21 protein-coding genes are annotated in these 20,225 nt (G+C 67.9%); 12 read left to right on the plus strand and 9 right to left on the minus strand.

What is annotated here, in order from left to right; all coding sequences use genetic code 11:
- Positions 1-86 precede the first annotated feature (86 nt).
- The 6 genes from hpnC (at position 87) to NX784_RS01830 (ending at position 5,036) form a co-directional block, all read left to right on the plus strand.
- Positions 87-896, plus strand: coding sequence for a squalene synthase HpnC (hpnC, locus tag NX784_RS01805; protein ID WP_258814982.1), 810 nt, complete (start codon positions 87-89; stop codon positions 894-896).
- A gap of 51 nt (positions 897-947) precedes the next feature.
- Complete coding sequence (gene hpnD, locus NX784_RS01810) at positions 948-1,781, plus strand: presqualene diphosphate synthase HpnD (RefSeq protein ID WP_258814983.1); 834 nt, start codon at positions 948-950, stop codon at positions 1,779-1,781.
- Positions 1,768-3,114: a hydroxysqualene dehydroxylase HpnE gene (gene hpnE / locus NX784_RS01815; protein WP_258814984.1), complete on the plus strand. Its 1,347-nt coding sequence runs from the start codon at positions 1,768-1,770 to the stop codon at positions 3,112-3,114. Before hpnD ends, hpnE begins: the two co-directional genes overlap by 14 nt.
- A 129-nt stretch (positions 3,115-3,243) precedes the next feature.
- On the plus strand, positions 3,244-3,375 hold the full coding sequence (locus tag NX784_RS01820) for a hypothetical protein (protein WP_258814985.1): 132 nt from the start codon (positions 3,244-3,246) through the stop codon (positions 3,373-3,375).
- 22 nt (positions 3,376-3,397) lie between these two features.
- Entirely contained in the window at positions 3,398-4,216 is an 819-nt protein-coding gene (locus NX784_RS01825; protein ID WP_258814986.1) for a DUF1700 domain-containing protein, read from the plus strand.
- A gap of 4 nt (positions 4,217-4,220) precedes the next feature.
- The gene (locus tag NX784_RS01830) at positions 4,221-5,036 is read left to right on the plus strand and encodes a head GIN domain-containing protein (protein ID WP_258814987.1); all 816 of its coding nucleotides are present in this window, start codon (positions 4,221-4,223) and stop codon (positions 5,034-5,036) included.
- Here the strand turns inward: NX784_RS01830 and NX784_RS01835 are convergent.
- Positions 5,014-6,267 (minus strand): TIGR03862 family flavoprotein, encoded by a 1,254-nt coding sequence (locus NX784_RS01835; RefSeq protein WP_258814988.1) that lies wholly within the window; start codon positions 6,265-6,267, stop codon positions 5,014-5,016. The two genes, NX784_RS01830 and NX784_RS01835, sit on opposite strands and share 23 nt — an antisense overlap.
- 140 nt (positions 6,268-6,407) lie before the next feature.
- On the opposite strand from NX784_RS01835, the gene NX784_RS01840 reads away from it, so the two are divergent.
- The 5 genes from NX784_RS01840 (at position 6,408) to dctP (ending at position 10,782) form a co-directional block, all read left to right on the plus strand.
- Complete coding sequence (locus tag NX784_RS01840; RefSeq protein ID WP_258814989.1) at positions 6,408-6,809, plus strand: hypothetical protein; 402 nt, start codon at positions 6,408-6,410, stop codon at positions 6,807-6,809.
- Positions 6,806-7,009, plus strand: coding sequence for a helix-turn-helix transcriptional regulator (locus NX784_RS01845; RefSeq protein WP_258814990.1), 204 nt, complete (start codon positions 6,806-6,808; stop codon positions 7,007-7,009). The genes NX784_RS01840 and NX784_RS01845 overlap by 4 nt, the downstream gene beginning before the upstream one ends.
- The gene (locus NX784_RS01850) at positions 7,006-7,956 is read left to right on the plus strand and encodes an alpha/beta fold hydrolase (RefSeq protein WP_258814991.1); all 951 of its coding nucleotides are present in this window, start codon (positions 7,006-7,008) and stop codon (positions 7,954-7,956) included. Before NX784_RS01845 ends, NX784_RS01850 begins: the two co-directional genes overlap by 4 nt.
- 87 nt (positions 7,957-8,043) lie before the next feature.
- Entirely contained in the window at positions 8,044-9,414 is a 1,371-nt protein-coding gene (locus NX784_RS01855; RefSeq protein WP_258814992.1) for a M28 family peptidase, read from the plus strand.
- 348 nt (positions 9,415-9,762) lie between these two features.
- Positions 9,763-10,782 (plus strand): TRAP transporter substrate-binding protein DctP, encoded by a 1,020-nt coding sequence (gene dctP, locus NX784_RS01860; RefSeq protein WP_258814993.1) that lies wholly within the window; start codon positions 9,763-9,765, stop codon positions 10,780-10,782.
- Positions 10,783-10,803: 21 nt separating this feature from the next.
- Here dctP and moaD read toward each other — a convergent pair whose 3' ends face one another.
- The 6 genes from moaD to NX784_RS01890 all read right to left on the minus strand — a co-directional run bounded on the left by moaD (position 10,804) and on the right by NX784_RS01890 (position 17,751).
- Complete coding sequence (gene moaD / locus NX784_RS01865) at positions 10,804-11,061, minus strand: molybdopterin converting factor subunit 1 (protein ID WP_258814994.1); 258 nt, start codon at positions 11,059-11,061, stop codon at positions 10,804-10,806.
- A gap of 9 nt (positions 11,062-11,070) precedes the next feature.
- Entirely contained in the window at positions 11,071-12,282 is a 1,212-nt protein-coding gene (locus NX784_RS01870; protein ID WP_258815074.1) for a molybdopterin molybdotransferase MoeA, read from the minus strand.
- A gap of 35 nt (positions 12,283-12,317) precedes the next feature.
- Positions 12,318-13,799, minus strand: coding sequence for a threonine synthase (gene thrC / locus NX784_RS01875; RefSeq protein ID WP_258814995.1), 1,482 nt, complete (start codon positions 13,797-13,799; stop codon positions 12,318-12,320).
- 214 nt (positions 13,800-14,013) lie between these two features.
- Complete coding sequence (locus NX784_RS01880) at positions 14,014-15,390, minus strand: L-serine ammonia-lyase (protein WP_258814996.1); 1,377 nt, start codon at positions 15,388-15,390, stop codon at positions 14,014-14,016.
- Positions 15,391-15,495: 105 nt separating this feature from the next.
- The gene (locus NX784_RS01885) at positions 15,496-16,458 is read right to left on the minus strand and encodes an NAD-dependent epimerase/dehydratase family protein (protein ID WP_258814997.1); all 963 of its coding nucleotides are present in this window, start codon (positions 16,456-16,458) and stop codon (positions 15,496-15,498) included.
- An 87-nt stretch (positions 16,459-16,545) separates the two neighbouring features.
- A complete protein-coding gene (locus tag NX784_RS01890) occupies positions 16,546-17,751 on the minus strand; it encodes a glycine C-acetyltransferase (protein ID WP_258814998.1) in 1,206 nt (401 codons plus the stop codon).
- A gap of 132 nt (positions 17,752-17,883) precedes the next feature.
- Here NX784_RS01890 and NX784_RS01895 point away from each other — a divergent pair, with 132 nt between their 5' ends.
- Complete coding sequence (locus NX784_RS01895) at positions 17,884-18,459, plus strand: helix-turn-helix domain-containing protein (RefSeq protein WP_258814999.1); 576 nt, start codon at positions 17,884-17,886, stop codon at positions 18,457-18,459.
- Positions 18,460-18,513: 54 nt separating this feature from the next.
- Here NX784_RS01895 and NX784_RS01900 read toward each other — a convergent pair whose 3' ends face one another.
- Both NX784_RS01900 and NX784_RS01905 read right to left on the minus strand, forming a co-directional pair.
- Positions 18,514-18,657, minus strand: a complete 144-nt coding sequence (locus NX784_RS01900; RefSeq protein ID WP_258815000.1) for a hypothetical protein — start codon at positions 18,655-18,657, stop codon at positions 18,514-18,516.
- Between the two features lie 174 nt (positions 18,658-18,831).
- Positions 18,832-20,100 (minus strand): tetratricopeptide repeat protein, encoded by a 1,269-nt coding sequence (locus NX784_RS01905; protein ID WP_258815001.1) that lies wholly within the window; start codon positions 20,098-20,100, stop codon positions 18,832-18,834.
- Positions 20,101-20,225: the final 125 nt, after the last annotated feature.

The raw sequence follows: 20,225 nt of genomic DNA on the forward strand, positions 1-20,225 counted from the left end.
CGGCACTGTCGTGGATTTAACCTACCAATTATAATCATGCAATTATCGCCAGTAAATGACTTTAGAGTCAGCAATCTATCGATCGCATGGCCGTCGACCATTACGAAAACTTTCCTGTCGCGTCATTCCTGCTGCCGCGCCGCCTCGTGCCCGCGGTGGAGGCGATCTATGCGTTCGCGCGCAGCGCCGACGACCTGGCCGACGAAGGCGACGCGGCGCCGGCCGAGCGCCTCGCCGCACTGAATGCGTACGAGGCCGCGCTGGACGCGATCGCAGCGGGCGCCCCGCCGCGCGACCCCATGTTCCAGCGCCTGGCGACCGTGCTGACGGCGTATGGCCTGCCGCAACGGCCGCTGCGCGACCTGCTGTCCGCGTTCAAGCAGGACGTCATCACGCACCGCTATCCCGATTTCGCCCGCCTGCAGGATTATTGCCGACGTTCCGCCGACCCCGTCGGACGGTTGATGCTGGCGCTGTACGGCGTCAACGACGGGGCGAGCCTGCGCGCGTCCGACGCGATCTGCACGGCGCTGCAGCTCATCAACTTCTGGCAGGACGTCGCCATCGACATCGCGAAAGGCCGCATCTACCTGCCGCAGGACGACATGGCGCGCTTCGGCGTGACGGTCGACGCCATCGAACACGGGCGCGCGGATCCGGCCTGGCGGGCGCTGATGCGCTTCGAGGTGGAACGGGCGCGTGCGCTGATGCTGGAAGGCGCGCCGCTCGCGACGACGCTGCGCGGCCGCATCGGCTGGGAATTGCGCATGGTGGTCCAGGGTGGCTTGCGGATCCTGGAAGCGATCGAGCGCGTGGACTACGACGTGTTCCGGCGCCGCCCGCGCCTGAAACGCCTCGACTGGCTCGTCGTGGCCTGGCGCGCCATACGGATGTAACGCCTCATCGGCTAAGATAGCGGACTTGGTCCGCGCAAGAACAACCTAACTATGTCCCCCGACGACTACTGCCAACAAAAGACCGCACAAAGCGGCTCCAGCTTCTACTACAGCTTCCTGTTCCTGCCGCCGGAGCGCCGCCGCGCGATCACGGCGCTGTATGCGTTCTGCCGCGAAGTCGACGACACCGTCGACGAGACCACCGACCAATCCGTCGCGCGCATCAAGCTCGCGTGGTGGCGTGGCGAGGTCGCGCAGATGTATGTCGGCACGCCGACACACCCCGTGATGCTGGCGCTGCAGCCGCACCTGCAGCCGTACGACCTGAAACAGGAACACCTGCAAGCCATCATCGACGGCATGGAGATGGACCTCGACCAGTCGCGCTATCTCGACTACCCGAACCTGAAAAAATATTGCTGGCATGTGGCCGGCGTCGTCGGCATTCTGTCCGCGAGCATCTTCGGCGTGACGAGCCCGCAGACCTTGAAGTACGCGGAGACGCTGGGCCTCGCGTTCCAGCTCACGAACATCATCCGCGACGTGGGCGAGGATGCGCGCAAGGGCCGCATCTACCTGCCGATCAGCGAGCTGCAGCAGTTCAACGTGACGGCGGCCGACCTCCTGAACGCGCGCCACAGCGAGAAGTTCGAGGCGCTGATGGCGTTCCAGGCGCAGCGCGCGCAGGCGCTGTACGACGAAGCGTATGCGCTGCTGCCGAAGGAAGACCGGCGCGCGCAGCGTCCCGGCCTCATGATGGCCGCCATCTACCGCACCCTGCTCGACGAGATCGAGCGCGACGGGTTCCACGTCCTCACGCAAAAGATCTCCCTGACGCCGCTGCGCAAGCTGTGGCTCGCGTGGAAGACGTATGTCCGCGGCTAAGGAGCAGCGCCGCGTCGCCGTCGTCGGCGGCGGCTGGGCCGGTTGCGCGGCGGCCGTCGCGCTGCTGGACGCCGGCTGTGGCGTCACTTTGTTCGAAGCGGCGCGCACGCTGGGCGGCCGCGCGCGCGCCATCGAGACGGACGGGCGCCTGCTGGACAACGGCCAGCACATCATGCTGGGCGCCTATGCCGCGACACTCCAACTGATGCGGCGCGTGGGCGTCGACCCGCGCCGGGCCTTGCTGCGCCTGCCCCTGCAGATGCGCTATCCGGTGGCGGACGCCGGCATGGACTTCGTCGCGCCGCGCCTGCCCGCGCCGCTGCACGTCCTCGTCGCGCTGCTGCGCGCGCGTGGGCTGGACCGCGCCGACAAGATGGCGCTGGCCCGCTTCACGACGAGCGCCCGCTGGATGGACTGGCAGTTGCACAACGACTGCAGCGTCGCGGAACTGCTGGAGCGCTTCGACCAGACGCCGCGCCTCGTCCAGCTGATGTGGCGCCCGCTGTGCCTCGCGGCGCTGAACACGCCGCCGGAACGCGCATCAGCCCAGGTCTTCCTCGCCGTGCTGCGCGACAGCCTGGGCGCGCGCCGCGCCGCTTCCGACATGCTGCTGCCGCGCGTGCTGCTGGACGCCCTGTTCCCCGACGCGGCGCGGCGCCACCTGGAAGGTCGCGGGGCCGCCGTGCGCGCCGGAGAACGCATCACGGCAATCACTCCTGACGGCGGCGCGTGGCGCCTGCACGCGGGCACCGACGACCGGACGTTCGACGCCGTCGTCCTCGCCACCGCGCCGTGGCAGGCGGCCGCGCTGCTGCGCCCCCTGGACGGCGCCGCGGACACGATCGCCCGCGTCGACGCGCTCACCTACGAACCGATCGCCACGATCTACCTGCAATACGAGGCAGGCATGCGCCTGCCGCTGCCGTTCTGCGCGCTGGCCGATGCGCCCGACGCGGGCCGCTGGGGCCAATTCGTGTTCGACCGCGGCCAGCTCGACCCTGGCCAGGACGGGCTGCTGGCCGTCGTCGTCAGCGGCGCGGACCCGGCCGGCGCCATCGGCCACGAGGCCCTCGCCGCCGCCGTCGCCGCCCAACTGGCCGCCGCCTTCGCGCTGCCGGCGCTGGGCAAGCCGCTCTGGTCGCGCACGATCACGGAAAAGCGGGCGACGTTCGCGTGCGCGCCGGGCCTCACCCGTCCCGCCAACGCGACCGGCCTGCCGGGTCTCGTGCTCGCGGGCGACTACACGGCCGGCGAGTATCCGGCCACGCTGGAGGCCGCCGTGCGCAGCGGCGTCGCTGCCGCGGGCATCATCGCGGGAAAGGCAACGCCATGATGGGCCACCGGTCGTCGGGCCCGGCTGCGCCCTGCCCCGCGAATTCCGCAGCCCGTCGCACGGCAGTGGCGCGTGCCGGTGCACTTCCGTACAGTGGCAACATCGAAACGAGTGTTAGCGGAAATGCAAATGAACATCCATCTCGGCGTGCGCACCCTAGCCCTGCTGGCCATCGTGGCGGCCGCAACGATCATCCTCGTCCATCCGGGCATCGCCGGGGACCCGGCGTTGAACGCCGCGCTCTTGCTTGGCCGAAACTGACAGGATCGCGGTAGGAATCACGATGGGCAAACTGGAATACCTCGACGCACTCAAGCGAGCCATGCTCGGCCTGCCGCCGGACGTCCAGGCGAAGACGCTGGCCTATTACGAACAACGCTTCGTCGACGGCATCGCGGCCGGGCGGGGCGAACCGGACGTGGCGCGCGAGCTCGACGACCCCACGAAGATCGCGATGACCTTGCGCGCCAGCGCGCACCTGAACGCCTTCGCCGGGAAGGACAAGCCGGCGAACGCGTTCGCCGCAACGGCCAATCCGGCCAACGTGCTGCGCGTGATGGTGTCAGCCGTCGGCCTCGCGATCTTCAACCTGTTCATGCTCGTACCCGCGCTCGTCTACGCGACCCTCGTGTTGTGCCTGTACGTATCGGCGCTGACGTTCTACGTCGCGGGCATCGCGACAACGGCGAGCGCCCTCGCGGGTGCCAATGAGCTCGTGCTCGACTGGCCGAGCCGCTTCGTCACCATCGACGACGATGGGCGCGGACGTCAACTGCGCGTCAACATCGGCAGCAACGGCATCATCGTGAACGAGGAGCGTCCGCAGGTCGCCGACCCGCTGCCGCCGCAAGACAAGGCCGCTCCGGACAGCCGGCTGGAACGCTCGCGCGCCGTGCGCAGCGCGCATACGCTCGCGGACAGCACGCTGCGCATCAGCACCGACATGGATGCGGAGTCACGCACGACGCAGACGCTGTTCGGCCTGGGCCTCGTGCTCGGGGGGATCGCCCTGTTCCTGCTGTCGCTCGTCGTCACCCGCTACTCGTTCGCCGGGTTGAGACGCTACGTACAGATGAACCGCTCGCTGCTGAAAGGGAGCTGACATCATGCGCGGTCTCCTCAAAGTGGCGTTCAGCCTCCTCGTCCTCGCCGTCGTGCTGATCGGCGCCGCGTACAACATGCTGCGCTCGCACGGCACGAGCGGTCCGTCCAGCCCCGGCGGGCGCCTCGTCGCCACGGAACGGCGGCCGCTCGACAAGGCCGTCGCGAAGATCGACCTGTCCGGGCCCGTGAACCTCACGTTGCGCCAGGGCGCGACGCCGGCGCTCGAAGTGCGCGGCGAGCAGCGCCTGCTCGCGAACATCGACACGACGATCGACGGCGACATGCTGCACATCGGCCCGCGCGGCATCCTGCTGCGCCACCGCACGCCGATCGAAGTCACCGTCACGTTACCGGCGCTGGAATCGCTCGCGGTCAACGGCAGCGGCGAACACACGGTCAGCGGCTTCGCGGGCGACCACCTGGACCTGGCGCTGGACGGCTCGGGGAATATGCGCTTCAACGGCCGCTACCGCGAAGTCATGGCGGCCGTGCACGGCAGCGGCGACCTCGAACTGACGGGCGGTGCCTGCGATACGGTCGACGCGGCCGTCGTCGGCACGGGGCGCCTGACGCTGGTCGGCTCGAGCCGCGAGCTGCACGCGGAGCTGCGCGGCGCGGGCGACCTGGACGCGCGCCACCTTCGTGCCGACGACGTCGACCTGCGGCTGGAAGGCTCGGGCGACGGCTCTGTCTACGCGCGCAAGCGGCTGCATGCCGACATTGCCGGCAGCGGCGAGGCGCGCGTGTTCGGCAATCCGGACGAACGGACGGTGAGCCGCAAAGGCACCGGGGCCGTCACGTTCGACGACAAGAACTGACGAGCCAATCCAGCGCCGCGCGCCCCGCCGCACGGCCGCTGCCGAAGCACGCGGTCAGCAGATAGCCGCCCGTCGGCGCTTCCCAATCGATCATCTCGCCCGCGACGAATACGCCGGGCGCATCCTTCAGCATGGCGCCATCCGCCAACGCCTCGAAGCGCACGCCGCCCGCGCTGCTGATCGCCTCGTCGATCGGACGCGGACGCTTCAGCACGAGCGGCAACGCCTTCAGCGCGCGCGCCAGCTTGACGGGATCCGCGTAATCGGCCTTGCTCAGCGCCTCGTGCAGCAGCCCGGATTTCACGCCCTTGATGCCGAGACGGCTCTGCAGGTGACTCGCCATCGACCGCGTCCCGCGCGGGCGCGTGACCTCGTCCAGCACACGCTGCGCATCGTGGTCGGGCAGCAGGTCCAGCAGCACGGTCGCCTGGCCGTCGCGCGCAATGCGCTCGCGGATGCGCGCGGACAGCGCGTACACGAGGCTGCCCTCGATGCCCGTCGCCGTCACGACGAATTGGCCCTTGCGGACATCCTCACCCTCGAGCGCCATCGCAACGGTCGTCAACGGCACGCCGGCGTAGCGCTCCACGAAATGCGGGCTCCAGTCCGCGTCGAAGCCGCAGTTCGCGGGCACGAGCGGCGCCACGGCGACGCCGCGTGCCGCCAGCAGCGGCACCCAGGCGCCGCTTGACCCGAGCCGCGCCCAGCTCGCGCCGCCCAGCGCCAGCACGGTCGCCGCGCCGTGCGTCTCCACGCGCTGCTCGCCATCCGGCGTCGCGAACACGAGCGCGCCGTCGCGCCACCCCAGCCAGCGGTGCCGCATGTGGAAGGCGACGCCCGCCTCGCGCAGCCGGTGCAGCCACGCGCGCAGCAGCGGCGCCGCCTTCATGTCGGTCGGGAAGACGCGGCCGGACGTACCGACGAACGTGTCGACGCCGAGCCCGTGGATCCACGCGCGCACGGCGTCCGGCGGGAACGCGTCCAGCCACGCCTTCACGGCAGGCGCGCGCTCGCCGTAGCGGCCGACGAACGCATCGTACGGCTCCGCGTGCGTGATGTTCATGCCGCCCTTGCCGGCCAGGAGGAATTTCCGGCCGACCGACGGCATCGCGTCGTACAGGTCGACCCGCACGCCGCCCGCCGCGAGCACCTCGGCCGCCATCAGGCCGGCGGGGCCGCCGCCGATGACGATGGCGTGGCGTGGGTAGGCTGCGGTCGGGGACTCGGACATGGCGGTGGCGGGAAAAAATCGGAGGCGAGCATTGTAGTCGAATGCGCGGCAAAAAAGGATGTAAAGGAAGCTTGACATCGTCCAAGCACCGACCTACGATGTAAAGCATACTTTACATTCATGTCAACCGGAGGTGTGAAATGCATGAGAAACGTGTCGGCCGGGCCTACCGGATCGAATTGTGGACGGCCATTGCCGTGTACGTCGTACTCGTCGCGGCGTCGATCCGTTTCGGCCGTCCCATGGAGGGTGGGCTGCTGCGCACCGTCGTCCTGCTGTCGCCGATGATCGGCTTCGCCATGATGATCCGGGCCATCGCACGCCACGTGGCGCGCATCGACGAATATCAGCGGCTGCGCCTTCTGGAATCCCTGGCGCTCGCGTTTGCAATCACGGGCGCCGTCACGTTCAGCTACGGCTTCCTCGAAACGGCCGGCTACCCGAAGCTCTCGATGTTCAGCGTCTGGATGGTCATGGGCGTCAGTTGGGGTGTCGCGAGCTTCGCCCTGGGCATGCGTACGCGCCGTGCCATGGAATCATGAAGAACACCATTCGCGACCTGCGCGCGACGCGCGGCTGGAGCCAGGCGCACTTGGCCGAGCTGCTGGACGTGTCGCGCCAGACCGTCATCGCCATCGAGACGGGCCGCTACGACCCGAGCCTGCCGCTCGCGTTCGCGCTGGCCCGGCTGTTCGAACAACCGATAGAATCCATTTTCTTCCCCGACCAGGAGACCGCATGAACCTCGTAAGACTTACGGCGGCACGCGCCGCCTTCTTCGCCGCCCTCGCCCTCGGCGCGCTGCCTGCCGCGCACGCAGCCGATGCGGTGCCGACGCCGAACCGTTACGCCGCCACGATCGAGCCGGCCGAACGGTTCGAGATCGGCGGCGTGCTCGCCGAGCGCCACGGCAGCGGCGGCCGGCCGCTGATCCTGATCCCCGGCCTCGCCAGCGGCAGCTGGGTGTGGCAAGACACGGTGCGCGCCTTCTCGCCCGACCACGCCGTCTACGTGTTGACCTTGCCGGGCTTCGACGGCCGCCCGCCGGCCGGTCCCGCGCCGTTCGCCGCAGCCCGCGCCGCCGTCGAGGAACTGATCGCGACCCGCCACCTCGACAAACCCGTCATCGTCGGCCACAGCCTGGGCGGCATCCTCGCGCTCGCGGTCGCGGAGGACAAGCCCGCGGCCGTCGGCGGCATCGTCAGCATCGACGGTCTCCCCGTCATGCCCGGCACGGAAGACCTGCCGCCGCTGCAGCGCACCCAGTTCGCGGACCGCACGCGCCTGCAGATCGGCCGCCAGCCGCCCGCGCTGTTCGCCCAGCAGCAGCAGGCGTACATGCGGACGATCGGCGTGCTGGACATGAGCCGCGCCGACGCGCTGGCCCAGTTGACGGCGCGCAGCGACCCGGCCTCGGTCGGCGCGTGGGCGGCGGACGTGCTCACGTTGGACCTGCGCCCCGGCCTGAAGACGATTCAGGCGCCCGTGCTGACGATCGTCCCCTACCTGGACCTGGACAGCACCCAACAAGGCCTGACGCCGGCCGCGAAGGCCGACTATTACCGCGCGCTGATGGAGGGCACGCCGAAGCTGCAAGTGGTGACGGTCGCGCCGGCGCGCCATTTCGCGATGTTCGACCAGCCGGAGGCCGTCACCGCGGCCATCCGCACGTTCCTCGGCACCTTGTAAAGCTTCCCCGGCCCGGCGCCGTCGGGTACAGTGCATGCGCCGGCGCCGCGCGATCCGCGGCGCCGTCCCGTCAGCCGAAGGAGCCACATGCATCCCGTACTCAAGACCCTCTCCATTCTGCTGCTGGCCGGCGCCGGCGCCAGAGTAGTCCAGGCGGCCCCACCGGCCGACGCGCCGCTGCCCGCGCGCCAGGCCGAGATCGATGCCATCGTCCGCGAGATCTCGCCGCAGCGCATCCAGGCCTATGTCGAGAAGCTCGCGGGCTTCGGCACGCGCCACACGATGTCGGAAACCGAATCGGACACGCGCGGCATCGGCGCGGCGCGGCGCTGGATCAAGGCCGAGCTGGAACGCTGCGGCGCCGGCCGGCTCGACGTGCAATTCCAGAGCCACGTCCACCCCGTCGCCCCGCGCATCCCGCGGCCGACGGAGATCGTCAACGTGGTCGCCACCTTGCCCGGCACGCAGGCCGCATCGAAAGACCGCTACTACGTCGTCAGCGGCCACTACGATTCGCGCGTGACGGACGTGATGAATGCGACGGCCGATGCGCCGGGCGCCGACGACGACGCATCTGGCACGGCGGCCGTCATCGAGATGGCGTGCGTGATGGCGCGCCACACCTTCGACGCGTCGCTCGTCTTCATGACCGTCGCGGCCGAAGAACAAGGCCTGTACGGCTCCGGCGACTACGCCGCGAAGGCGAAAGCGGCCGGCGTGAACATCGCGGGGATGCTCAACAACGACATCATCGGCAGCGCGCACGACGAGCACGGCAAGCTCGATAATGCCGAGGTGCGCCTGTTCGCGGAAGGCGTCCCGCCAGTGAAGGAAACGACACCCGCGCTGCGGACGTTGCTGCAGACGGGCGGCGAGAACGATTCGATCACGCGCCAGCTCGCGCGCCACGTCAAGGAGACGGGCGAGCGCTACGTCCCCGGTTTCAAGGTGAACATCGTCTACCGGCGCGACCGCTACCTGCGCGGCGGCGACCACAGCCCGTTCCTCGACGCCGGCTATGCGGCCGTGCGCTTCACGGAGCCGCACGAGGATTTCGACCACCAGCACCAGGACCTGCGCACGGAACACGGCAAGCGGATCGGCGACCTGCCGGAATACGTGGACCCGGACTACGTGGCGCAAGTCGCGCGCGTGAACGCCGCGTCGCTCGCCTCGCTGGCGCTGGCACCGACCGCGCCGCGCGACGTCAAAGTCAGGACGGCGAACCTGGACAACGGCACGGACCTTGTGTGGGCCCCGAACACGGAACCGGACCTCGCCGGCTACCGCATCGTCTGGCGCGAGACGACGGCCCCGCAGTGGCAGGGCGCGCAATTCGTCGGCAACGTGACGGCGTACCGCCTCGACCTGTCGAAGGACAATCTGCTGTTCGGCGTGCAGGCCGTCGACAAGGACGGCAACGTCAGCCCCGCCACCTACCCCGTTCCCGCCCGCTGACCGCTGCGGGGCGTGTCCCGCCCTGCATGATCTGTCAAAAAACGCCGGTAACCAACCGGCCGCGCCCGCCGTACGCGCGGCGGCGCAGCATGTTCCCCACGCGATCCAGCGCAACAAGCGTCGACTCTGGCGCGCCATACTTTGGCGCTGAGTGCTTGATTTTTCAGGCGATTTTTATGCTGCGACGCATTATTCTTTGTCTCAATATTTTCTTGACAAGCCAACGGCTGAGTCTATTCTTATACGCACTATAAAAGTCACAAATGCGAACGATGCACGCCTCGAGCGGTCGTCCAGAGGGGTCCACGATTCGTCCGGTAGTCCGTAATACCATCTTGGAGGATGTATATGTCGGTAATGACGCGCAGGACAATGCTGGTCGCCGTCGCGGCCAGTCCGCTGTTGCTACAAGCTGCATGGGCCCAGCCCACGAACCTCAAGATTTCCCATCAATTCCCTGGCGGCAGCGTCGCCGAAGGGGATTTCCGCGACCGCCTGTGCCGCATGTTCGCGGCCGAGACGGAGCGGCGGACCAAAGGACGCATCAAGTTCTCGATCTACCCTCGCTCCACGCTGATGAAGAGCGACGCGCAGATCCCCGCGCTGGCGCAGGGCAAGCTCGACATCTCGCTCGTGCCGCTCTCGTACGCCGGCGCCGACCTGCCCGAAGTGAACATCGGCCTGATGCCGGGCCTCGTCACGTCGTACGAACAAGGCTATGCGTGGAAGAATGAAGAGATCGGCCGCGAATTCAACCGCATGCTGGCCGACAAGGGCCTGATCCTGCTGAGCTGGATCTGGCAGGCCGGCGGCATGGCGTCGCGCGGCAAGCCCATCATCGACCCGGAAGACGCGGCCGGCCTGAAGGTGCGGGGCGGCTCGCCGGAAATGGATCGCATCCTGAAAGAAGCGGGCGCCACCGTCGTCGCGATGCCGTCGACCGACATCCGCGGCGCAATGGAAAAGGGACAGCTCGATGCGGCGATGACGTCGTCGTCGTCGCTGATCTCGTACCGGCTCGATGAAGTGAGCAAATCCGTGACGACGGCACGCGGCGGCACCTACTGGTTCATGCTGGAGCCCCTCATCATGTCGCGCGCCGCGTTCGACCGCCTGCCGCGCGACCAGCAGGCCATCCTGTTGTCGGTCGGTGCCGACCTGGAAGCGTTCGCGCGCAAGTCGGCCGAGCAGGACGACGCCGCCGTGGCCGCGCTGTTCCAGGGTGCCGGCGGACGCACGGTCGACCTGAATACGGACTCGCTGCGCAAATGGCAGGACCTCGCGCGCGCGACAGCGTGGCGCGACTTCGGCGAGCGCAATGCGAATTGCGCGAAGCTGCTGGCGCTCGCGGAAAAGACGATCGTCTGAACGCTCCCCCGGTGACGGCGCTCAGCCGCCCGTCACCGGCGGGAAGAACGCCACTTCCCCGCCTTCGCGCAGCGGCGTACCCGGTTCGCACATCACCTGGTCGAACGCCATGCGCAGCGCGCGCTCGTGCGCGAGCGCTTCCGCCCAGGCGCCGCCGCGGGCAATGAGGAAATCGCGCACGGCACCCACCGTCGCCACACCGGCCGGCAGCTCGACGGACTCGCCCGAGCTGCCCAGCGCTTCGCGCACGCTGGCAAAGAATCGCAGATTGATCTTCATGGTTGTCTCTCAGTACTGCAGCGCGCTGAACGGAATGAAGCGCACGATGTCGCCTTGCGCGATCGCCTGGCCCGGCGGATTGTCGATCAGGCCGTCGGCCCACACGGTCGACGTCAGCACGCCGGAACCCTGGTTCGCGAACAGGTCGAGACCGCCCGCGTCGTTAATGCGGGCGCGCAGGAATTCGTTGCGGCGGTCCGGTTTCGTCCAGTCGAAGTCCGCGCGCAGCGGGATCGCGCGCGGTTCCACGGCACCCGTCACGCCCTGCACGCGCAGCAGGAACGGCCGCACGAACAGCAAGAACGTGATGAAGCTGGACACAGGATTGCCCGGCAGGCCGAGGAAGTACGCGGCGCCATTGCCATCGGCCCGATCGACTTCGCCGAACGCCAGCGGCTTGCCCGGTTTGACGGCGATCTGCCACATGTTCAAGCGCCCTTCCGCTTCGACGGCCGGCTTGATGTGGTCTTCCTCGCCGACGGAGACGCCGCCCGACGTGATGATCACGTCGTGCTGCGCGGCCGCGGCGCGCAACGTGTCGCGCGTCGCCTGCAGCGAATCGGGCACGATGCCATAGTCGCTGATGTCGCAGCCGAGGTTTTCCAGCAGGCCGCGCAACGTGAAGCGGTTCGAATTGTAGATGGCGCCCGGCTTCAACGGCTCGCCCGGCATCGCCAGCTCGTCGCCCGTGAAGAACACGGCCACGCGCACGCGCCGGCGCACGGGCAGGCTCGCGAGGCCGACGGAGGCCGCCAACCCCAGTTCCTGGCTGCGCAGACGCGTGCTGGCCGGCAGGATCACGCTGCCCGCGACGATGTCTTCGCCGGCGCGGCGGATCCACTCGCCCGGCTGCGGCGCGTGTTTTACCGTCACGTTGTCGCCGTTCACCTCGCACTGTTCCTGCATGACGACGGCGTCCGCGCCTTCAGGAATCAGGGCGCCCGTGAAGATGCGCGCGGCGGTGCCCGGCTCCAGCTTCTGGCCGACGGTGCCCGCGGGGATGCGCTGCGCGACGCGCAATGTGGCGGCACCGGTCGCGCAATCGGCCGCACGCACCGCATAGCCGTCCATCTGCGTGTTGTCCGCGCTGGGCACCGACAGGCCGGACACCTGGTCGGCCGCCAGCACGCGGCCGTTGGCGTCCAGCGTGGCGACGTCTTCGACGCCGTCCACCACGCGCGCGGCCGCCAGCAGGACGTCCAGCGCCTCCTTCACGGGCATCAACGGCTTGCGCGCAAGGTGGGGCAACTGCGGATTCACTTTGCGAGTCCCGTGTGCGCCGCGATGAATTCCTTCATCTCGGCCACGTTCGCGTGCATCACGACGAAGCGCTGCGGCAGGGCCTCGATGTTCTCGAAGCCGGCCGGACGCGCGGCGTCGGTGCCCAGCGCTTCCAGGATCGTCTCGTTGAACTTGGCAGCGAGCGCTGTCTCCAGCACGATCATCGGCACGCCCGGTTCGACGTGCTCGCGCGCGACCTTGATGCCGTCGGCCGTGTGCGTGTCGATGGTGATGCCGTAGTCGTCGAACACGTCGCGGATCGTCGCGAGGCGGTCCGCGTGCGTCGAGCAGCCGGACTGGAAGCCGTACTTCGCGACCAGCTTGAATTCGTCGCCGTCGCTGCCCGGCCCGCCGGACAGGTCGAAGCCGCCGTGCGTGTCGACCTTGCGGAACAGCGCATGCGTGCGGTCCGCGTCGCGGCCGACGAGGTCGTACACGAAGCGCTCGAAGTTCGATGCCTTCGAGATGTCCATCGACGGGCTCGACGTGTGGTACGTCTCGGACGATTTGCGGACGCGGTACACGCCCGTGCGGAAGAATTCGTCCAGCACGTTGTTTTCGTTCGTCGCGACGACGAGCTTCGCGATCGGCAGGCCCATCATGCGTGCGATGTGGCCCGCGCAGATATTGCCGAAATTGCCCGACGGGACCGTGAACGACACCTTCTGATCGTTCGACGTCGTCGCCGCCAGATAGCCGCGGAAGTAGTACACGACCTGCGCCACGACGCGCGCCCAGTTGATCGAGTTGACGGTGCCGATCTTGTGCCGGACCTTGAATTCGAGGTCGTTCGAGACGGCCTTCACCATGTCCTGGCAATCGTCGAACACGCCTTCGACGGCGATGTTGAAGATGTTCGGGTCCTGCAGGCTGAACATCTGCGCCGTCTGGAACGCGCTCATCTTCTTGTGCGGCGACAGCATGAACACGCGGATGCCGCGCTTGCCGCGCATCGCGTATTCCGCCGCGCTCCCCGTGTCGCCCGACGTGGCGCCGAAGATGTTCAACTCGTCGCCGTTCTTCGCCAGCGCGTATTCGAACAGGTTGCCCAGCAACTGCATCGCCATGTCCTTGAACGCCAGCGTCGGGCCGTTCGACAGGCCTTGCAGGATCAGCGTGCGTTCCGGGCTCTGTTCCAGCACGCGCAGCGGCGTGATCTGGGTCGCTGATTCGTCGGCGCGCGCGTTCTTGTACACGTCGGCCGTGTACGTCTTCGCCGTCAGCGCCTTCAGGTCGGCATCCGGGACGTCGGTGGCGAACTTGCGCAGGATTTCGTAGGCGAGTTCCGCGTACGACAGCGAGCGCCAGGCGTCGAGCTCGGCGCCCGTCACCTGCGGATACTGTTCGGGCAGGTACAGCCCGCCGTCCGGCGCGAGGCCGCCCAGCAGAATGTCGGAAAAGTTGTGGGGATTACGTGCTGCGGACGCGCTCGTCGCGCGGGTGGACACATATTGCATACGGTAGAAAAGATCGGGGTTGGCAGGCGTTGAACAATTATTATAGTCTGGACCGAGCAATATTGTCTTTTTACCGAATATTGTTCACCAAATTCGTATCAAATCGATGCAATTGGCGTTTGGTGGGCACGGGGTGCCCACCCTACGGCAACATGCGGTAGCGGCCGGCGAATATCGTAGGGTGGGCGGTCCTCCGCCCACCGCCGCCATCCGCTCAGCACGCGGCATGGTTCACCGTCACCACGTGCACGGCCAGGCCACCGAGCGACGTTTCCTTGTACTTGGCCTGCATGTCGAACCCGGTCTGGCGCATCGTCTCGATGACGTCGTCCAGGCTGACGAAGTGCGTGCCGTCGCCTTTCAGCGCCAGCGACGCCGCCGTGATGGCCTTGATGGCGCCCATGCCGTTGCGCTCGATGCACGGGATCTGCACGAGCCCGCCGATCGGGTCGCACGTCATCCCGAGATGGTGCTCGATGCCGATCTCGGCCGCGTTTTCAATCTGGCCGTTGGAGCCGCCCAGCGCCGCCACGAGGCCCGCCGCCGCCATCCCGCACGCGACGCCGACTTCGCCCTGGCACCCGATCTCGGCGCCGGAAATCGATGCGTTCTTCTTGCACAGCATGCCGATCGCGGCCGCCGTCAGCAGGAAGTCGTGGATGCCGCGGCGCGCGTCGCTCGGGCGGCAATCCTCGGCGTAGTAGCGCAGCACGGCCGGGATGATGCCCGCCGCGCCGTTCGTCGGCGCCGTGACGACGCGCCCGCCGGCCGCGTTCTCTTCGTTGACGGCCATCGCGTACAGGCTGACCTGGTTGACGGCATCGTGCGGCAGGTGGTTCGTCGCGTCGCGCGCCTGGTGTTCCTGGCGCCACAGCTTCGCGGCGCGGCGCTTGACGTTCAACCCGCCCGGCAACTCGCCTTCCGTGACGAGGCCGTGCGCGATACAGCCGCGCATCACGTCCCAGATGCGGTCCAGGCCCGCATCCAGCTCCACGTCCGTCATGCGCGCCCGCTCGTTCGCGCGCAGCATGGCGGGGATCGTCAAGCCGTCACGGCCCCCTTGATCGAGCAGCTCGCGCATCGTATTGAACGGGAACGGCACCGCGACCGTCTCGCGCGCCGCCTGCGTCTCGCCGGGCGCCGTGATGAAGCCGCCGCCGACCGAATAATAAATGCGCTCGATGACGCTGCCGTCCGCCAGCTTCAGCACGAAGCGCATGCCGTTCGGGTGCTCGGGCAACGTGGACTGCTTGTGCCACACGAGGCCCGTGCTGCGCGCAAACGGCACGGGCTTCGTGCCCAGCAGGTTCAGCACGCCGTCCAGTTCCGCCTCGGCGAGCTTGTCCTCGACGGTGTCCGGGTCGACATCCTGCGGCGTCTCGCCCATCAGGCCGAGGATGACGGCCTTGTCGGTCGCATGGCCCACGCCCGTCAATGCGAGCGAGCCGTACAGGTGGGCTTCCACGCCCACGACGTCGTCGAGCGGGCCGCACTCGATGAGGAAGCGGCGCGCCGCGACCATCGGGCCCACGGTGTGCGAACTCGATGGGCCGATGCCGATCTTGAAAAGGTCAAATACGCTCATGTCCATGAGCTGTCTCCTGTTATCGTGACCGGGGCTGTTCGCGCCTCGTGGACGCCGCCCCTTTGTGTGGACGCGCGGCCGCTCGTGGCGGCCGCAGCAATCGGATGGCGGTCAGGCCGCCTTGCTCATTCCCACGTCGACGTTGGCGAGCATGTCGTCGACCATCGCCTCGATGCCGACGCGTGCCTTCCAGCCCCAGTCGGCGGTGGCGCGGCTGTCATCCAGGCTCTTAGGCCAGGAGTCGGCGATCTGCTGGCGGCTGTCCGGCTTGTACGCGATGCGGAACGCGGGGAGCTTCGCCTGGATGGCGGCGGCCAGCTCGCGCGGGTTGAACGACACGCCGGCCACGTTGTACGACGAGCGGATGACGACTTGCTCCGCCGGCGCGTCCATCAATTCGATCGTGGCGCGGATCGCGTCCGGCATGTAGATCATCGGCAGCGTCGTTTCCGGGCCGAGGAAGCATTCGTACGTTTCGCCGCGCAGCGCCGCGTGGAAAATCGCAATCGCGTAATCGGTCGTGCCGCCGCCCGGCGGCGACTTGTAGCTGATGATGCCCGGGTAGCGGATGCTGCGCACGTCCACGCCGTACTTCGCGTGGTAGTACTCGCACAGGCGCTCGCCCGCGAGCTTGCTGATGCCGTAGATCGACGTCGGGTCCATGATCGTGTACTGCGGCGTGGCTTCGCTCGGCGTGTTCGGGCCGAACGCGGCGATCGACGACGGCCAGAACACTTTCAACGGCTTGCCCGCGTCGCCGCGCTCGCGCGCGATCTCGAGGATGTTAAGCAGGCCGTCCATGTTCAAGGTCCATGCCCTCAAAGGCGCCTTCTCGCCCGTGGCGGACAGCAGCGCGGCCAGCTGGTAGATTTGCGTGACGTCTTCGCTTGCGACCAGGCGTGCCACCGCGTCCTTGTCGAGCACGTCGAGGCGCACATAGCGCGTGGCGCCGTACAGGTTGTCGACGCCGATGTCCGCCGCGATCACGTTCGCGGCGCCGTGCTGCTGCGCGAGAGCGGTCACCAGTTCACTGCCGATCTGGCCGTTGGCGCCGATGATGAGGATGCGTTCCATGTTCTACCTTGTTCTTTCCGGCTTCGTGAGCCTGTTCCGGTGCTTCGCTTCGTGGGCGGCGACCGGTCGATTTGTCGAGCGCCGCGATCAGGCAGTCTTGATGATGCCCAGCTCGCGCCCGGCCTGTTCGAAGGCACCCAGCACCTTGTCCAGCTGTTCGCGGGTGTGCGCGGCCGACAGTTGCACGCGCACGCGCGCCTGGCCCATCGGCACCACCGGGTAGAAGAAACCCGACAGCAGCACGCCCAGCTCGAACATGCGCGCCGCGAATTTCTGCGCGACGGGCGCGTCGAACAGCATCACCGGCACGACCGGGTGCGTGCCCGGCTTGATGGTGAAGCCGATGCGCTCGATCTCGCGCCGGAAGTATGCCGTGTTCTCGTGCAGCCGGTCGCGCAGTTCGGTCGACTTGCCGATACGGTCCAGCACCGCGAGCGATGCCCCGGCAATCATCGGCGCCAAGGTGTTCGAGAACAGGTACGGCCGCGACTTCTGGCGCAAGGTCTCGATGACTTCCTTGCGGCCGGACGTGAAACCGCCCATCGCGCCGCCCAGCGCCTTGCCGAGCGTGCCCGTGATGATGTCGATCTTGCCGATGACGCCGCAGTGCTCGTGCGTGCCGCGGCCCGTCTTGCCCATGAAGCCGGAGGCGTGCGATTCGTCGATCATCGTCAGCGCCCCGTATTTCGCGGCCAGCGCGACGATCTTGTCCAGTTGCGCGATCGTGCCGTCCATCGAGAACACGCCGTCCGTGACGATGATCTTGTGGCGCTTGCCGGCGCTCGTCGCGGCCTGCAGCTGCTGTTCCAGGTCGGCCATGTCGTTGTTCGCGTAACGGTAGCGCGCCGCCTTGCACAGGCGGACGCCGTCGATGATCGATGCGTGGTTCAGCGCGTCGGAGATGATGGCGTCGTTCTCGTCGAACAGCGGTTCGAACACGCCGCCGTTGGCGTCGAATGCGGCCGCGTACAGGATCGTGTCGTCCGTGCCGAGGAATGCGGACAGCTTCTTCTCCAATTCCTTGTGCACGGTCTGCGTGCCGCAGATGAAGCGCACCGACGACAGGCCATAGCCGTATTTCTGCAGCGCGGCCTCGGCGGCCTTCTGCGTCTCCAGGTCGCCCGACAGACCCAGGTAATTGTTGGCGCACATATTGATGAGCGTGCGGCCGTCATCCGCCACCACTTCGGCGCCCTGGCGCGAAGCGAGCACCCGCTCGGGCTTGAACAGGCCTTCGGTCTTCAGCGTGTCGAGTTTCTGCTGCAGGTCGCTATAGAATGCTGGGTCGCTCATCGTTCTCGTCCTTGTGGTTGGCGAATGGTATAGTGGCGGTGCGTTCGATGTATGGAACGTGTTCTATATTTCGAACAAAAATTCAATATATTGAATCTTACCCCCAGCCATTGAACTTGGCAAGCAAGGTCCATGAACAAAGCAGTCACCACCAGCGCCCCGCCCGAAGTCGGGGCCACCCTGCAGCGGCTGCGCCTCGCGCGCGGCCTCACCCTGGAAGACCTGTCGCGCATCGCGGGCGTGTCGAAATCGATGCTGTCGCAGATCGAACGGGAAAAGGCCAACCCCACGATCGCCATCACGTGGCGTCTGGCCAATGCGCTCGGCGTGCAGATCGGCGAACTGCTGTCGTCCGAAGTGCGCGCGGTCGACCTCATCCGTGTCGTCGACGCCCACGAAATCCCGACCCTGCCCGGCAACCACGCGGGGTATTCGCTGCGCATCCTCGGACCGATGGACCTTGCTGGCAAGTATGAATGGTATGAGCTGACCTTGCAGCCGGGTGGCGAACTGGCGTCGCAGGCCCACGATCCGGGTACCACCGAGCACTTGACCGTGGTCACCGGGACGGTTGAACTGGAGGTCGGGGCCGAGAAGCGAAAAATCAAGCACGGCGCGACGGCGCGCTATCCGGCCGACCAGAACCATGCCATCCGGAATGCCGGCAAGACGGAAGCGAAGGCGCTGCTGGTGGTCGTGCACCGTTGACAAAACAAAAACCCCTGCGCGCGGCAGGGGTCGTCGTGAGGTTCCGGCGGGTGCTCAGCGCGGCGTCAGCGGGCCGCTCCGGTACGAGGCACCGACCAGTTCGAGCGCGCGGCGAGCTTCCGTGCGGATCGCGCGGAACAGACGGCCCAGCGCGCTGCCGGTCGTGCGGCGGGCGGAGATCGTAGTGTAGGCGTTCATATCGGCTCCATCATTCATGTCGTTCAGTGATGAAGACAGTGTACGTCGACGCCAGATATCAATCCAATTCCCATTTCCGATCGCCGCCATACACGTTAGTGATGTCCCGGCAGCGCGATATCACGCGTGGCTGCGTGCCCCATCACGACGGCTTATCGCCAACCATGGCCGACATCACGCGGCGCGGCGCTCCGGCCCCGCGTACAGCCGAACCCGCTGCCACTGCCGGCGCCGATCGATGCCGGCGCCAGTCTGCCCGCGCCCCAGGTGCCGGCCGACACCGGCCTTGCCTGCAGCCGCGGCCTCATCGCCGGCGTCGGCAGCGAGCAGCATCCACAGATACGACCGTACGGCATCGCGCGCGACACCGCGTCCGCTGCCGACCATCGTGCCCAGGTTGTACTGGGCCAGCGCATGCCCCTGGCCGGCGGCGAGGCGGTACCAGTGCACGGCCAGCGCATCGTCCTGCGGGACGCCGGCGCCGTTCGCATACATCGCGCCGAGGTTGTTCTGGGCGCTCGCGTCGCCCTGCTCGGCCGCACGGCGATACCACGCGGCGGCCAGCGCGTCGTCGCGCGGCACGCCCTGCCCGTTCGCATGGATCACCCCGAGCGTGAACTGCGCCTTCGCCACCCCCTGCTCCGCCGCGCGCCGGTACCAGTACAACGCCGGCCCGGTGCCGCCGTCGCCGCACAACCGGGCGAGGCTGAGCTGCGCTTCCGCGTCGCCCTGTTCCGCCGCGCATTCGAGCCAGGCGCGTGCGCCCACCGCATCGGACGGCGTCCCGAGCCCGGCCAGATAGGCCAGGCCCAGCAGCCGCTGCGCAGGCGCATGGCCGCGCGCGGCCGCGCGCCGGAACCAGCACAACGCCTCTGCCTCGCTGGCCGCCACGCCCTGGCCCCGGCGGACCATCAGCCCCAGGCTGACTTCGGCCTCGGCGTCGCCCAGCAACGCGGCCTTGCGGAACCACGCCAGCGCGAGCGGGTGGCTGCACGCGACGCCGGCGCCGTCCAGGTAGCACGTGCCAAGCATGCGCTGGGCGCTTGCCAGGTCCTGCTCGGCCGCCTTGTAGTACCACGCGACGGCCTCGCCCGCATCGCGCTCGACGCCCCGTCCGGCCAGGTACAGGTCGCCGAGGTTCTGCTGTGCCGACGCGTCGCCTTGCGCGGCGGCGCGGCCGAACCAGTAGGCGGCCGTCCGGTCGCACTGCGCGACGCCCCGGCCCTGGAAATACATGGCGCCCAGGTGGTTCTGCGCGAACGCGAGGTACTGGCGCGCAGCCCGTTCCAGCCAGCGGCAGGCCGCGGCCTCGTCCTGCGCGGTGCCGTCGCCGTCCTTGTACATCATGCCGAGGTTGAACTGCGCGTAGGGGTTGTCGCGGGCCGCCGCGCGCGCGAACCAGGCGAACGCGCCCGCGCGCGGTACCGACTTGTCGATTTGCATGCGTTGCTCCCGGACGGGTCAAAGAATTGGCAAAAGTGTAATGATGCGATGCATCACGGATTTGAGGTGCGCCAACGTCTGGGGGATGGACGAACGCAAAAAGGCACCGGCGCGACGCCGGTGCG

Source organism: Massilia pinisoli, assembly GCF_024753285.1.
GTDB classification, from domain to species: Bacteria; Pseudomonadota; Gammaproteobacteria; order Burkholderiales; family Burkholderiaceae_D; genus Telluria; species Telluria pinisoli.

Excerpts from the sequence above, each read along its gene's own strand:
- hpnD (WP_258814983.1), top strand. The coding sequence starts at position 948 with ATGTCCCCCGACGACTACTGCCAACAAAAGACCGCACAAAGCGGCTCC.
- NX784_RS01820 (WP_258814985.1), top strand. The coding sequence starts at position 3,244 with ATGAACATCCATCTCGGCGTGCGCACCCTAGCCCTGCTGGCCATCGTG.
- NX784_RS01905 (WP_258815001.1), bottom strand. The coding sequence starts at position 20,100 with ATGCAAATCGACAAGTCGGTACCGCGCGCGGGCGCGTTCGCCTGGTTC.
- NX784_RS01885 (WP_258814997.1), bottom strand. The coding sequence starts at position 16,458 with ATGGAACGCATCCTCATCATCGGCGCCAACGGCCAGATCGGCAGTGAA.
- NX784_RS01895 (WP_258814999.1), top strand. The coding sequence starts at position 17,884 with ATGAACAAAGCAGTCACCACCAGCGCCCCGCCCGAAGTCGGGGCCACC.
- NX784_RS01840 (WP_258814989.1), top strand. The coding sequence starts at position 6,408 with ATGCATGAGAAACGTGTCGGCCGGGCCTACCGGATCGAATTGTGGACG.
- NX784_RS01825 (WP_258814986.1), top strand. The coding sequence starts at position 3,398 with ATGGGCAAACTGGAATACCTCGACGCACTCAAGCGAGCCATGCTCGGC.
- NX784_RS01890 (WP_258814998.1), bottom strand. The coding sequence starts at position 17,751 with ATGAGCGACCCAGCATTCTATAGCGACCTGCAGCAGAAACTCGACACG.
- moaD (WP_258814994.1), bottom strand. The coding sequence starts at position 11,061 with ATGAAGATCAATCTGCGATTCTTTGCCAGCGTGCGCGAAGCGCTGGGC.
- thrC (WP_258814995.1), bottom strand. The coding sequence starts at position 13,799 with ATGCAATATGTGTCCACCCGCGCGACGAGCGCGTCCGCAGCACGTAAT.
- NX784_RS01850 (WP_258814991.1), top strand. The coding sequence starts at position 7,006 with ATGAACCTCGTAAGACTTACGGCGGCACGCGCCGCCTTCTTCGCCGCC.
- NX784_RS01830 (WP_258814987.1), top strand. The coding sequence starts at position 4,221 with ATGCGCGGTCTCCTCAAAGTGGCGTTCAGCCTCCTCGTCCTCGCCGTC.
- NX784_RS01900 (WP_258815000.1), bottom strand. The coding sequence starts at position 18,657 with ATGAACGCCTACACTACGATCTCCGCCCGCCGCACGACCGGCAGCGCG.
- NX784_RS01855 (WP_258814992.1), top strand. The coding sequence starts at position 8,044 with ATGCATCCCGTACTCAAGACCCTCTCCATTCTGCTGCTGGCCGGCGCC.
- NX784_RS01880 (WP_258814996.1), bottom strand. The coding sequence starts at position 15,390 with ATGGACATGAGCGTATTTGACCTTTTCAAGATCGGCATCGGCCCATCG.
- NX784_RS01870 (WP_258815074.1), bottom strand. The coding sequence starts at position 12,282 with ATGCCCGTGAAGGAGGCGCTGGACGTCCTGCTGGCGGCCGCGCGCGTG.
- NX784_RS01845 (WP_258814990.1), top strand. The coding sequence starts at position 6,806 with ATGAAGAACACCATTCGCGACCTGCGCGCGACGCGCGGCTGGAGCCAG.
- hpnC (WP_258814982.1), top strand. The coding sequence starts at position 87 with ATGGCCGTCGACCATTACGAAAACTTTCCTGTCGCGTCATTCCTGCTG.
- hpnE (WP_258814984.1), top strand. The coding sequence starts at position 1,768 with ATGTCCGCGGCTAAGGAGCAGCGCCGCGTCGCCGTCGTCGGCGGCGGC.
- dctP (WP_258814993.1), top strand. The coding sequence starts at position 9,763 with ATGTCGGTAATGACGCGCAGGACAATGCTGGTCGCCGTCGCGGCCAGT.
- NX784_RS01835 (WP_258814988.1), bottom strand. The coding sequence starts at position 6,267 with ATGTCCGAGTCCCCGACCGCAGCCTACCCACGCCACGCCATCGTCATC.